The 12215-nt window shown below is 65.3% G+C and carries 14 protein-coding genes and 1 pseudogene; 11 read left to right on the top strand and 4 right to left on the bottom strand.

From position 1 onward, the window contains the following. Nucleotides 1-40: 40 nt before the first annotated feature. From HNR05_RS12305 to HNR05_RS17990, 3 genes are all read right to left on the bottom strand, one after another. The gene (locus HNR05_RS12305; RefSeq protein ID WP_179579349.1) at nucleotides 41-1399 is read right to left on the bottom strand and encodes an LAVTG motif-containing sortase-dependent surface protein; all 1359 of its coding nucleotides are present in this window, start codon (nucleotides 1397-1399) and stop codon (nucleotides 41-43) included. A gap of 170 nt (nucleotides 1400-1569) precedes the next feature. Next, nucleotides 1570-1761, bottom strand: a complete 192-nt coding sequence (locus HNR05_RS12300) for a DUF1918 domain-containing protein (protein WP_179579347.1) — start codon at nucleotides 1759-1761, stop codon at nucleotides 1570-1572. Between the two features lie 68 nt (nucleotides 1762-1829). Further along, nucleotides 1830-2633 (bottom strand): FadR/GntR family transcriptional regulator, encoded by an 804-nt coding sequence (locus tag HNR05_RS17990; protein ID WP_343062582.1) that lies wholly within the window; start codon nucleotides 2631-2633, stop codon nucleotides 1830-1832. Nucleotides 2634-2812: 179 nt separating this feature from the next. Here HNR05_RS17990 and HNR05_RS12290 point away from each other — a divergent pair, with 179 nt between their 5' ends. The 10 genes and pseudogenes from HNR05_RS12290 (at nucleotide 2813) to HNR05_RS12245 (ending at nucleotide 10273) form a co-directional block, all read left to right on the top strand. Then, nucleotides 2813-3727 (top strand): proline iminopeptidase-family hydrolase, encoded by a 915-nt coding sequence (locus tag HNR05_RS12290; protein ID WP_343062581.1) that lies wholly within the window; start codon nucleotides 2813-2815, stop codon nucleotides 3725-3727. A 32-nt stretch (nucleotides 3728-3759) separates the two neighbouring features. Next, the gene (locus HNR05_RS12285) at nucleotides 3760-5193 is read left to right on the top strand and encodes an APC family permease (protein ID WP_343062580.1); all 1434 of its coding nucleotides are present in this window, start codon (nucleotides 3760-3762) and stop codon (nucleotides 5191-5193) included. Then, the gene (locus HNR05_RS12280; RefSeq protein WP_179579343.1) at nucleotides 5194-6114 is read left to right on the top strand and encodes an acetamidase/formamidase family protein; all 921 of its coding nucleotides are present in this window, start codon (nucleotides 5194-5196) and stop codon (nucleotides 6112-6114) included. A gap of 137 nt (nucleotides 6115-6251) precedes the next feature. Beyond that, complete coding sequence (locus tag HNR05_RS12275) at nucleotides 6252-6392, top strand: MGMT family protein (protein WP_179579341.1); 141 nt, start codon at nucleotides 6252-6254, stop codon at nucleotides 6390-6392. Nucleotides 6393-6440: 48 nt separating this feature from the next. Next, nucleotides 6441-6977, top strand: coding sequence for an RNA polymerase sigma factor (locus tag HNR05_RS12270; RefSeq protein WP_218868887.1), 537 nt, complete (start codon nucleotides 6441-6443; stop codon nucleotides 6975-6977). Beyond that, nucleotides 6974-7606 (top strand): annotated as a pseudogene (locus HNR05_RS12265) (methylated-DNA--[protein]-cysteine S-methyltransferase); the annotation flags it as partial. The gene HNR05_RS12270 and the pseudogene HNR05_RS12265, both read left to right, overlap by 4 nt. A gap of 167 nt (nucleotides 7607-7773) precedes the next feature. Next, nucleotides 7774-8436 (top strand): alpha-ketoglutarate-dependent dioxygenase AlkB family protein, encoded by a 663-nt coding sequence (locus HNR05_RS12260; RefSeq protein WP_179579335.1) that lies wholly within the window; start codon nucleotides 7774-7776, stop codon nucleotides 8434-8436. After that, on the top strand, nucleotides 8436-9098 hold the full coding sequence (locus HNR05_RS12255) for a DNA-3-methyladenine glycosylase I (protein WP_179579333.1): 663 nt from the start codon (nucleotides 8436-8438) through the stop codon (nucleotides 9096-9098). Before HNR05_RS12260 ends, HNR05_RS12255 begins: the two co-directional genes overlap by 1 nt. After that, nucleotides 9095-9979 carry a DNA-3-methyladenine glycosylase family protein gene (locus tag HNR05_RS12250; RefSeq protein ID WP_343062579.1) on the top strand — a complete coding sequence of 295 codons (885 nt, stop codon included), beginning with the start codon at nucleotides 9095-9097 and terminating at the stop codon, nucleotides 9977-9979. The genes HNR05_RS12255 and HNR05_RS12250 overlap by 4 nt, the downstream gene beginning before the upstream one ends. A 129-nt stretch (nucleotides 9980-10108) precedes the next feature. After that, nucleotides 10109-10273 carry a hypothetical protein gene (locus HNR05_RS12245; protein ID WP_179579331.1) on the top strand — a complete coding sequence of 55 codons (165 nt, stop codon included), beginning with the start codon at nucleotides 10109-10111 and terminating at the stop codon, nucleotides 10271-10273. Between the two features lie 51 nt (nucleotides 10274-10324). On the opposite strand, the gene HNR05_RS12240 is transcribed toward HNR05_RS12245, so the two are convergent. Continuing rightward, nucleotides 10325-10990 (bottom strand): GAP family protein, encoded by a 666-nt coding sequence (locus HNR05_RS12240; RefSeq protein ID WP_343062689.1) that lies wholly within the window; start codon nucleotides 10988-10990, stop codon nucleotides 10325-10327. A 105-nt stretch (nucleotides 10991-11095) separates the two neighbouring features. Between HNR05_RS12240 and HNR05_RS12235 the strand changes: the two genes are divergently transcribed. Continuing rightward, complete coding sequence (locus tag HNR05_RS12235) at nucleotides 11096-12169, top strand: AI-2E family transporter (RefSeq protein ID WP_179579328.1); 1074 nt, start codon at nucleotides 11096-11098, stop codon at nucleotides 12167-12169. Nucleotides 12170-12215 lie beyond the last annotated feature (46 nt).

Genomic DNA, 12215 nt, shown 5'->3' with positions numbered 1-12215 from the left:
AATCCGTTCATCTGCCTTCGCAGGCCGTGGGTGTGGAGGGTTAGCGCTTCGAGCGGCGGCGGCGGCCCACGAAGAACGTTGCGGCTCCGCCGACGAGCAGCACAACTGCTGCCGGAACGGCCCAGCCGAGTACGGTGGAACCGGTCTCAGCCAGGCTTCCGACCGTACCGGCGGGCACGGATGCCGGGGGAGTGCCCGTCTCGGGAACGGTCACGACCGGTGGTACGACAACCGCGGCGGCTGTGACGACAATTTCAGTCGACCAGGCCACAGTGGTTCCACTGAGAACGAGCTGCACCGGGTACGTACCGGGGGCCCGACCGGTTGGAATGGTAAAGGACAGCGAGGCGTTGCCGGCGGCATCCGTCACCCCTGATCCCACCACCGTGCCGTCAAACTCCACGGTGAACGGTGTCAGCGGTGGCAGCCCGTGTGCGGTGACCGGAACTGTCCCGCCGGGGTGAACATCGGCGGTCGGGATGGTGACGCTTGGCGTGTACGACCACGTGAAGGTCACGAATCCGGCGCCGGTGTGGGGTGCCCCGGCCGTCGCCGTGAGCGTGGGGGCCAGGTAGCCAGAACCGCCACCACCGGGGGCGACGAGGTCAATCGCGACATCACCGTTGTCCACGCCGGTTTGCACAGCGCCGCTGCCGCCGCCCGTGTAGCCGCTGCCGCCGTGACCAGACCAATAACGGTTAAGCAGGGGAGACGTGAATGGGCTGTGGTCGCCGCCGGCGGCGAGGAGCGCGGTGGGCGCGGTGAGCGACATCTCGGGGGCTCCGGGGTGGCCGTTGGCGGTGCCTACTCCGCCGAGGCCGCCGCCGGACGTGGCGCCTCGACCATTGGCCGCATGCGTGCCGAATGCCGTGGCATCCGTGCCCGGAGCGATGCCGGGGGCGGAGGGGGAGCCGCCCGAGCCGCCGGGGTATGTCGCGAGAATCTGGTCGGGGAAGCTGAAGTAGGTGGCGAAACCGCCGCCACCGCCGCCACCGGCGACCGCGAGGAGGGTGTCGTCGCTGGCCTGCAGGTAGCTGCCCTCGCTGGGAAGTGAGCCGGCACTGAAACGGACGGTTTGGCCGGCGTAGGCGGGACCCAGGTCAATCGTGGTCTGTCCACCCGGGCCGCCGACGGAGGTCGGGTCGTCCCACTGGTCGATCGAGGCCGGGGCGCCAGCGTAACCAGCGATGGTGGCGGTGAGGCTGGAAACTCCGTCGGGCAGCGTGAACGCTGCCTCGCCGAAGGTCGACGTGAATGTTGCCGTGCAGTCGGTGACGCAGGATGAGGCGGGCAGAGCGCCGGCCGCGGCGGACTCGGCGACCATCCCGCACGACGCGGCTATGCCGATCGCGGTGAGTGAGAGAGCCCCTAAAATCTTTGAGGCGCGGTCGTGACCCATGAATGCTCAACTTCCAGCTCAGTGCCCAGCCATCATCGGCTCAGCCGCGATGCGTGCGCACGCAGCACGGGGCTGGAGGGCGAGAATAAGCATAACCTCAGGGAGGGTCCGAGTCGTGCGCAGTCGTGCGCAGGCGTGGGTCTGCGTGTCGCCCCGACCCGGATGCTGAGTCAGGGCTGTGGGGGACGGTCAACCACGAAGTCGGAGCCGGGGAACACCACCGTTTCGTGCCCGTTTTCAAAGCGCACCAGATAGGGCGGGCCACCCTCGGCCCCACGCACTTCGATAATCTCGCCGTGGCGATCCGGGGTCTCGACGGTCTTGCCTCGGATCAGAATTCGGTCGCCAACTGCAGCCTGCATGGCATCCACCTCCGTAGCGCCAGGCTACGCCGCGGGGGATCATCTGCCCAGAGCTGGTGTGGGGGCGCTCAAGGCCTCGTGCCGGCTCGACGCAGTGCAGACTCCAAGAGTTCGACATCGATGCGGGCGTGCTCGCGGGCGATTGCGCTCGCGTCGTTTGCGCGCCGGTCGCAGATCGCGGCAACGAGCTGCTCGTGTTCGGCCAGAGCCCGCCGCTCCATCGCGGCCATCCCCTCCGGCTCGCCCCAGAGGTGCGATGGAGCCGAGATGCTGATGCGTGAATCGAGGTCGAGAACCACGCCCTGGAGCGTGGCGTTATGGGAGGCCTCGCCGATGGCGAGGTGAAGCCGCTCGTCGGCTTTTTGCGAGTGCAAGCCAGAGTCGGCGGCGCGGAAAGCCTCGAGCCGTTGCCGGAGTATCACGACGTCCTCGGCAGTGCGGTTCTCTGCTGCGGCTCGGGCGAGGGTTCCCTGCAGGCGGCTGACGGCTTCGGAGGTGTCGAGCATGTCCGCCCACCGCGTCGTGAGGGATCGGTGCACCGAAGCGCCGGATGGAGCAGCCCACGCTTCCCGCACGAACGACCCGCCGCCGCGACCCCGCTGGGTCTCGAGGAGGCCATGCTCGACGAGCCGTGCGAGGGCAGCCCGCACGGTCATGCGTCCGACTCGAAGAGCGGCGGCAAGCTCACGTTCAGGCGGCAGCTTCGAGCCGGGCAAATACTCGCCGATGGCGATGGCCGTGATGAGTCGGTCGGTGATCTCATCGATCCGCGAGGGTCCAGAAAACGGAACGCTGAGCGAACCCGTGGGTTCCTGGTCGAGCGGAGGTGTGCCCCCGAGTCGGCCTACGTTTTCGGTGATAGAAGCCCCCACTCCTCATTTGGTCGAGCCGAATTCGGGTCGAAATCCGTGTCTCGCCCATGGTAAGACATTCAAATGGTCTTGAACTGAGACCTTTTATAGTCCATGATATTGCTCACCGGTTCGGCGTCGCAGTGTGGGTGCTTGCTCCGGATGCGCACACTGCGCCCCGCCGCCGACGAAGGAGTGCCGTGCACCACGTCTCCACCAGCACCACCATCCCTTTCCGCGAATGGAAGACCTGGGTTCGCCTGACCGAGCCCGAACAGCCGCTCGAGGGTGCGCTTCCGCTCATCGTGCTGCACGGCGGCCCCGGTATGGCGCACAACTATGTGCGCAACATCGGCGAACTCGCCTCCACCGGCCGAACTGTCATTCACTATGACCAGTTGGGGTGCGGCAACAGCACCCACCTGCCCGATGCACCAGCCGAGTTCTGGAATCCCCAGCTCTTCGTCGATGAGTTTCTCAACCTGGTCGAACAGCTCGGACTCACCGAGTACCACCTCCTCGGCCAGTCGTGGGGCGGAATGCTCGCCGCTGAGATCGCCACTCGGCGCCCAGCGGGCCTGGCCAGTGTCATGATCTGCAATTCCCCGGCATCCATGCAGCTCTGGGCGGACGGTGCGCGTGCGCTCCGCGCCCAGCTGCCGGCCGATGTGCAGGATGCGCTGACCCGGCATGAAGAAGCCGGCAGCATCCTCGACCCCGAATACCTCCGCGCCGCAGACGTTTTCTACCAACGTCACGTCTGCATGATCACCCCCAATCCGGTCGACTTTCAGGAGAGCGTCGACCAGATGGAGGCCGAGCCCACGGTGTACCACACCATGAACGGCCCCAATGAGTTCCATGTAATCGGGAGCATGCGCTCCTGGAGCATCATCGACCGACTCGGCGCGATCAGTGCGCCGACGTTGGTCGTCGCCGGTGAACACGATGAAGCCACGCCAGAGACCTGGCAGCCCTTCGTCGACGGCATCACGGGGGCGACGAGTCACATCTTCCCCAACGCGAGCCACTGCGTGCACCTCGAACACCCCGCTGAGTTCCGCGCAGTCATCGCCGAATTCATCGCGTCTCACGACGGCCATCCGGCCACGTGATCGAACTTTTCCGCCCTCGAAAGGACACCACCGTGTCGAAAGTGACGACAAGCTCGGCAGAGCTCACCCCGCAACAGCAGCTCGAAGCGTATGGCTATAAGCAGCAGCTCAAACGTTCGGTCTCGACCATGGACCTGCTCATTTATGGGCTGATCTTCATGGTGCCGATCGCACCCTGGGCCATCTTCGGCGTCGTCTACAACGCCGCGGGTGGCATGGTGCCGCTGGTCTACCTGATCGGCCTGATCGCGATGATCTTCACCGCCTTGGCCTACCAGCAGATGGCGAAGTCGATTCCGCTGGCCGGGTCGGTGTTCTCCTACGTCGGCCGCGGCATCCATCCCACGGCCGGCTTCTTCGCCGGTTGGGCGATCCTCCTCGACTACCTGCTCGTGCCGACGCTCCTCTACGTCTTCGCGGCAGAATCCATGATCGGAATCTTCCCCGGCACGGAACGCTGGATGTGGGCGCTCATCTTCGTGGCGATCAACACGACGATCAACCTGCTCGGCATCAGCTCGATCAAGCTGATCAACCGTGTCTTCCTCGCCGTCGAGATCGTCTTCATCGTGATCTTCGTGATCATCGCCTTCAACGCGCTGAACAGCGGCACCATCCCGGGAGCCGAACTCACCACCGCACCCATTTGGGACGCCAGCAAGGTGACCGGGCCGCTGATCGCATCCGCTCTGTCGATCGCCGTGCTCAGCTTCCTCGGCTTCGATGGCATCTCAACTATGGCCGAAGAGTCAACCGGTGGCCGTAACTCGGCCGGCAAGGCCATGATCATTGCCCTGGTGATCGTCGCATTCTGCTTTATTCTGCAGACCTGGCTCGCCAGCGCCCTGGCCGGTGGCCGTGAGTCGTTCGCCGACAACGAGGTGGGCAACGCCTTCTTCCTCATCGTTCAGGCCGCCTCAAACACCGGCTGGATGAACGCATTCTTCGTGGTCAACGTGCTCGCCGTGGGTATCGCCAATGCCATGGCTGCGCAGGCTGCAACCTCGCGTCTGCTGTTCTCGATGAGCCGCGACCGCCAGCTGCCGAAGTTCCTCAGCGAAATCAGCGGACGCCAGATTCCGCGCAATGCCGTGCTGTTCGTCTCTGCGCTCTCCGCGATTCTCGTGCTGTTCTTCGTCGGTCAGATCGACCTGATTTCGTCGCTGGTGAACTTCGGTGCGCTGTTCGGCTTCATGATGCTGCACATCGCCGTGATCGTGCACTACCTGGTGCGCAAGAAGTCGCGCAACTACCTGCTGCACCTGGTTGCGCCCGTGGTCGGCTTCCTGATCATCGGCTATGTGCTGCTGAACGCCGCAGTCGAAGCCAAGGTCGGCGGTCTCGTCTGGCTCATCCTCGGCGCCGGCGTGTTTCTCTACTACCGGGCAACGGGTCGCAAGACCGATCTATCGGGCGAGGCCGATGGCCGTGAGGCGCCGGCATTGGGCGAACGGAGCGCTGTCTAAGTGGATCATTTTCTCGACAAGTCACACGGCAAGTTCGGCTTCGCGGCCGACGTCGAACCCGCCCTGCGCATCACGCCGGGCACGGGGGAGCGCATCGGCTTTGAAACCAGCGACGCCGTGTATGCCCAGCTGCATGACGTCAAAGATCTCGCGAAGGTCACCGTCGGCATCAATCCGGTGACCGGCCCGGTCTACGTCGAAGGTGCCATGCCCGGCGATGCCCTTGCCGTGACCATCCACGAGATCCGTCTCAAGGAACACGGCTGGTCGGTGAGCCTGCCCGGCTCAGGCGCGTTGCAGCACCTGATGGGCGACGAGGTGTTCACCCGCCGCGTACCCATCGATGAGGCGGGGGTGCACGTCACCGATCGGCATACCTTCGACGCGCGCCCCATGATCGGCTGTATCGGCACGGCTCCCGCAGAGGGAGCGAACTCGACGATCATGCCTTCCACGCCGCAGGGCGGCAACATGGATGTCACCGAGTGCAAGCCCGGCTCGACCGTCTACCTTCCTGTCATGGTCGAAGGTGCCTACCTCTCGATCGGCGATATCCACGCGATCATGGCCGAGGGCGAATCGTCATTCGTTGCGATCGAGGCCGAGGGTATTGCCGTTGTCAGCATCGACGTCGTGCCCGGGCTGACCTTGCGCGCCCCACGGGTCGAGACGGCCGACGAGTGGATCTTCGTCGGCCTGGGCGACCCGGTGCAAGAGAGCATTCAGCGTGGCTATGAGGACATGTTCAACTTCCTCGTCGAGGACAACGGTTGGACGAAGGGTGACGCCTACGCCGTGATGAGCGCGGTCGGCCACTCGCGCCTGGGCGGTCCGACAGGTTCGGGCGAACCCGACCCGCTGCATCCGTTCGAAGCCATCGGCGCCGTGACGATTCACCGCCTGGCGAAGAGCGTTCTCTAACCGGTCGTGCAGTCTGGCGGGGCGTCCCTTTTCGAAAGGGGGCGCCCCGCTTTCGCTCTGTCGGCGCCCCGCTTTCGCCGACTTCGCCTCGTGCGGTCGAGTTTCGCCGGCGTGCGACGGAAACTCGACCGTAAAGGGTGACTTCGCGGATCCGGCCGTGGCACCGGGCGGTTGGCGCCGATGGCGACCTCGTCGGGTACGCCAGCCGGCTCGACCGCACACGGTTCCTGCTCGCCCTCGAAGAACCGAGCGCCGCGGCCCTGGGGCGCCTCGTGTGACCGGCGATCTCACGTTTACCTGTCGGCGGACGTCTGCATAATGTGACTATGAAGCCGTTCGAACAGATCGTCGCCGTGCACGGGGCTACTGTGCTGCGCGTCTGTCGCGCCGTGGTCGGCCCCAGTGATGCCGACGACGCCTGGTCCGAGACGTTTCTTGCGGCCTTACGCGCCTACCCGGCGCTCGACGTCGAGGCGAACGTCGAGGCCTGGCTTGTGACCATCGCCCATCGCAAAGCCATCGACCTGATTCGAGCCCGAGGCCGCGCACCGATCCCGCTCGAGACGCTGCCGGAGTCGATCTCCACGATCGGCCTGCCCGAAAAAAGCGACCCGGATCTGTGGCCCGCGCTCGCCGCGCTCCCTCCCAAGCAGCGCCAGGCCGTCGCCTATCACTATCTGACGGGACTGCCGCACCGGGATATCGCCGATATTCTCGGCGGCACGACGGATGCGGCCCGACGCGCTGCCGCCGACGGCATCAAGGCCCTCAGGCTGCGGCTCGCCGCCGCACCCCCGCCCGAGCGACCAACCCCCGAACTCACACTTAGACCCGCACCCGTAGCGGAGGGAACCTCCCCATGACCACCGCACCTACTCCGCACCTCGGTGGCACGCACGATCTCACCGATCTGCTCGCCCCCACCCGCGACGTGGATCCCGCAGACCTCGACCGACTGCATGCCGCGCTCGAGGCGGCTGCGGCATCCGGCGGCGACCTCGACGTCGCCTATCGCACCCTCGATACCCCGATCGGACTGCTTCTGCTGGCTGCGACCGAGCAGGGCCTCGTGCGGATCGCCTTCGAGCGAGAGAACCATGATGCGGTGCTCGACCGGCTGGCCGCGCTGGTGAGCCCGCGCATCCTGCACGCACCGCGACGCCTGGATGCCGCAGCCCGCGAACTCGACGAGTACTTCGCCGGAGCCCGGCACGCCTTCGACCTGGAGCTCGACCACCGACTCTCGACGGGGTTTCGGCTCAGCGTGCTCGCCCACCTGCCTCATATCGCGTACGGCCGCACCGAGAGTTATGCCCAAGTCGCGCTCGCTGCGGGAAGCCCGCGGGCGATGCGGGCGGTCGGTACCGCGTGCGCAACAAACCCTCTGCCGCTCGTTGTGCCCTGCCACCGGGTCGTGCGCTCCGATGGCTCGTACGGTGGCTACCTCGGGGGGACCGAGGCTAAGCACCTGCTGCTCAGCCTGGAGGCGGCGGGGGTTGCCCGTGTGAGGGCTGCGCCGAACGCCGTTCTCGAGGTCGCCGACGCTGCGTCCGCCGCCTCCGACCCTGCTTCCGCTGCCTCCGCCGCTGCCTCCGCCGCTGCCGCCGCCGCTGCGTCCGGCACCTCCGACTTCGCCGACGCCGTTCGACCGGAGCCACGATGACCGACGCCCTGTTCCCGGCGGAGCGTCGCGAAGTGGCGCCCGGTGCCGTGCACGTTCCGGGCTGGCTCGACCTCCATGAGCAGAAAGATATCGTCGCCCAGTTCATGTGCTGGGCGCGCGGACCGGTGCCGATCCGGGCTGCCCGACTCCCGGGCGGTCACGATATGTCGGTGCGCACGGTGTGCCTGGGCTGGCATTGGCAGCCCTACCGTTACACCCGCGAGGCCGGCGACGTCAACGGCGTGCGCGTGCTCGACTTTCCCGACTGGTTGGTCACGCTCGGTCAGCGTGCGGTGGCCGCGGCCTTCGACGATCAGACGTCCGCTGCGGCCTATCGACCGGATGCCGCCCTCGTGAACTACTACGGCGACACCGCGAAGATGGGCATGCACCAAGACAAAGACGAGAAGTCCGACGCGCCGGTCGTCTCACTGAGCATCGGCGACACCGCCAAATTCAGGTTCGGCAATACGGCCGATCGTGGCCAGCCGTACACCGACCTCGATCTCGTCTCCGGTGACCTCTTCGTGTTCGGCGGGCCGAGCCGCTTCGCCTTCCACGGTGTGCCCAAGATCTACCCCGGCACCGGCAGTCGCGCCACGGGGCTCGCTTCGGGCAGAATCAATATCACCATGCGCGTGACAGGGCTCTCCGAGTGATGACCATCCCGAAAACGGATGCCGCGGCATCCGCGGCGAGTGCGGTATCCGTTGTCCCCGCTGGAACGGTGCGCGGCGACGACGGCCTCGCCCGGCCGACCTGGGCGGCGACCGACCCGCTGATGCGCGACTACTACGACACCGAGTGGGGAGTGCCGGTGCGTGACGAGCACGGGCTGTTCGAACGCATCAGCCTCGAGGCTTTTCAGGCCGGACTGTCGTGGGCGACGATCTTGAAGAAGCGGCCGGCATTTCGATCGGCGTTCGACGGCTTCGATCCCGACGTTGTGGCTGGCTACACCGAACGCGATGTCGAGCGGCTGCTGGGCGATGCGAGAATCGTGCGCAATCGGCTCAAGGTGAATGCAACAATCACCAACGCGCGGGCCACGATCGCCTTGCGGGCCGACGGCGGTCTGGTCGACTTCGTCTGGTCATTCCAACCGGCCGAAACCCCGCACCCGCACACGTCTGCGGAGGTACCCACGCAATCCGTGGAATCCGTCGCCCTGTCGAAAGCGCTCCGCGCACGCGGCTTCGCCTTCGTCGGTCCCACCACGATGTTTGCGCTGATGGAGGCCATTGGCATCGTCGACACGCATCTGCTCGGCAGCCACCGGCGAGGCAGTTCGGGTGTCTGGTCGGCAACGACCGCACCGTGAGCCGCCTCGTGCTCGATCTCGCCGCCCCTGAGTCGCTCGAGGTGCGCGCCATGCTGGCCTCGTTTGCGCTGCATGCCATTCCGGGCGCCGAAGTCGCCGACGCGGCGGCCCAGACCCATCAGCGCGTGCTGCCCACCTCGGTTGGGCCGGTCGCGGTGACGCTCACACTGGCCACGGATGCCGTCCGCGTGCGCGTCGACGCCGGTGCGCCGGTTCAGGCCGACGAGCTCACCGTGATCGCGCGCCGTTGGCTCGACTTCGACACCGATCTCAGCGCAGTGCGGGATGTGCTCGGCGGCGATGCCGTCATCGGCCCGCTCATCGGCGCCCGGCCCGGATTGCGCATCATCGGCTACCCGAACGGCTTCGAGGCCGCGGTGATGACGGTGCTGGGCCAGCAGGTCTCGCTTGCAGCCTGCCGCACGTTCGGTGGTCGGCTTGCCGCTGAATGGGGAACACCCGGGCCGGGCGGGCTGCTCCTGTTTCCTACGCCACAGCAACTGGCCGAGGTCGATGCCGAGGACCTGCAACGCCGCATCCGTATCACGGGCGCCCGTGCGCGAACGGTGCACGCACTCGCGGTGGCGTGTGCCGAGGGTCTTGAGATTTCTGCGGATGGCGACCGTGACGACATCCGTCGCAGGCTGCTCGATGTGCCCGGGATTGGGCCGTGGACAGCCGATTATCTGGCGGTTCGTGTGCTGGCCGACCACGATGCGTTCACTCCGACAGACCTGGTGCTGCGCCGAGCACTCGGCGGTGTCAGCGCGAAAGAGGCGACGGCAGTGTCGGGGCGGTGGGCGCCGTATCGCGCCTACGCGCTGATGCACCTCTGGGCGTCAGATCCGATGAACGAAGACACTCCTCCGGCTGCCCCGTGACGGTTTTCTGCTCTCATCTGCAGCTCGCTGAAAAGTGAGAGTTCACTCACTCGCCATTTGCCACCCCCCGCTTTGGGGGTCTAAGCTCGGCGAACGAGGAATTTTCCTCGACTGGAAGAGGGGTACTCCGTGAATCTGCTACTTATTATCATCGTTGTTGTCGCCGTTGTGCTGCTGATCACCGGTGGTTTCGTTCAATCCCTGCAATTTCTGCTCTGGGTCGGAATTGTATTGGCGGTAATCGCCGTGATCATGTTCCTGCTGCGAGCGATTTCAGGACGTCGCGGCGCCTGACCCACTCTGCCGTGATCGGGGCTCCTCAACTGAGGGGCCCCGATCGTCGGTTTAAAGCCGTGATATTCCACTTCCGATAATCACGACACCAATCACGATCATGATCACGATGGTCACCGGTCGGCTGTGGGTAGCAACCCACTCGCGGCCAGAGTGCAGTCGCTTCTCCATCTTCGTCGGAGAGGCCAGTGTCATGATGATCGGCACCGCGATCGTGCTGAGCGATACGGTCACATAGATCGCGACGACGATCAGCGTGCCACTGACCGGCAGGCCATTACCGCGCAGGATCAGGCCAGTCGCCGTGCCCAGAAGCAACGCCTTGGGCCGAAGGTTCAGGCTCAACGCGAGCCCGAACGACGACAACGCACCCAGCGAACCGACGGTCCGCAACCACTTCGGCGTTTTGCCGGTGGGCGCCTTCACCGCTCGGCGCAAGCGGATGACAGCGAACACGATGACGGCGATGCCGATCAGGATCAGTGCGACGGCCAAGCCGGGTTGCGGGCGCCGGGTCGGCGGCATGGGAATAGCTCGTGCAAAGAGCACGAAGAGGCCGGTCACAAGAACGAGTCCCACCACTGAGCCGAGCAGGAATGGAACGGCGGCGCGCTCGCGGTTCGGTGAAAGCAGAATGGCAATCGTGGCCATGATGGTAACCGAGCTCAGAGCGAGGGCGACCGCGATCGGAAGCAGCTGGCCGAGTGCCAGAAACACCAAGAGCACCCTTCTGCAGCGTCGACATGTGCGTTGGCGGGATTGTGGCAACCAACCCCTGCCCAATAGCGTAGGCGCAGCGCAATCGATCAGCGAAGGACGGCCATGACCAACTCGCTTTCATCAGATGCCGTGCAGCCTCGATTCCAGCCGCCGTTTCGCTGGGGTTATGCCGTCACTCTCGGCGGACTCGGTGCGATCGTCACGGGCATGGCGATATACAACCTGCGCGGTATCGTCTTCTCGGTCTTTCTCGCCGCGTTCGCGACCGTGGGCCTCGACCCTTTGGTGCGGTGGTTTCAACGTCGCGGGATGACCCGCACCTGGGGGATCGTCACCGTCATCCTGCTCATCGTTGCGCTTCTCGTCTCGATCGTCTGGGTGGTGCTGCCACTCGTGATCTCACAGATCAACGCGCTGGCGACATCCATCCCGGCAGAAATTCAGATGATGAGGGAACAGGGGTGGTTTGACCAGGCCAACGCAGCGAGCAACGGGGTGATCGGCACCTTTGCGACCTGGCTGACGAAAGAGATCAGCGATCCCAAATTCATCGCCGCAGCCGGCGCCGGTGTCGTCGGGCTTGGGTTTACGATCGCCAACGCGATCGCCTCGGGATTCTTCATCGCCATCCTGACGATCTATTTCATCGGTGCCTACGATGCCACGAAGCGCGCGGCGTTCAGATTGGTCGCAGCCTCACGGCGGGCCGCGTTCACCGGGTATACCGAACGCATTCTCGGCAATGTGGGCAAGTACCTCAGCGGCATGGTGATCTTGGCGTTCATCAATGCCGTCTACAGCCTGATTCTGCTGCTTCTGGTGGGAGTTCCCGGCGCGTTCTTGATCGCACTCCTCGCCTTCTTCATCACCCTCATCCCGCTGGTCGGCACGATTCTGACGACCATCGCGATGACCGTACTCGCCCTCTTTCACTCGCCGACGTCGGCACTCATCGTGCTCATCTTCATGCTCATCTACATGCAGGTCGAGGCGTACGTGCTCACGCCCAAGGTGATGAGTAAGGCGGTGAAGATCCCGGGCTCGGTCGTGCTGATCTCGGCGCTGGCCGGTGGCACACTCTTCGGTCTGGCCGGGGCACTCATGGCAATTCCGATTTCGGCCGGGGTGATACTCATCATCACCGAGGTCGTCATGCCGCGCAAAGATACGCTCTGAAGCTCTGCGGATGCGGGCACAGAGTGGGTTGGGTTCGCCAGGCGAC

Source organism: Leifsonia psychrotolerans, assembly GCF_013410665.1.
Taxonomy (GTDB): domain Bacteria; phylum Actinomycetota; class Actinomycetes; order Actinomycetales; family Microbacteriaceae; genus Cryobacterium; species Cryobacterium psychrotolerans_A.
Note: the sequence above shows the minus strand (reverse complement) of the source record. Positions and strands in the feature narration are given on the sequence as shown.

Bases quoted from the DNA above. Each gene is read 5' to 3' on its own strand.
- HNR05_RS12255 (WP_179579333.1), top strand. From the start codon at position 8,436: ATGACCATCCCGAAAACGGATGCCGCGGCATCCGCGGCGAGTGCGGTA.
- HNR05_RS12270 (WP_218868887.1), top strand. From the start codon at position 6,441: ATGAAGCCGTTCGAACAGATCGTCGCCGTGCACGGGGCTACTGTGCTG.
- HNR05_RS12260 (WP_179579335.1), top strand. From the start codon at position 7,774: ATGACCGACGCCCTGTTCCCGGCGGAGCGTCGCGAAGTGGCGCCCGGT.
- HNR05_RS12235 (WP_179579328.1), top strand. From the start codon at position 11,096: ATGACCAACTCGCTTTCATCAGATGCCGTGCAGCCTCGATTCCAGCCG.
- HNR05_RS12300 (WP_179579347.1), bottom strand. From the start codon at position 1,761: ATGCAGGCTGCAGTTGGCGACCGAATTCTGATCCGAGGCAAGACCGTC.
- HNR05_RS12305 (WP_179579349.1), bottom strand. From the start codon at position 1,399: ATGGGTCACGACCGCGCCTCAAAGATTTTAGGGGCTCTCTCACTCACC.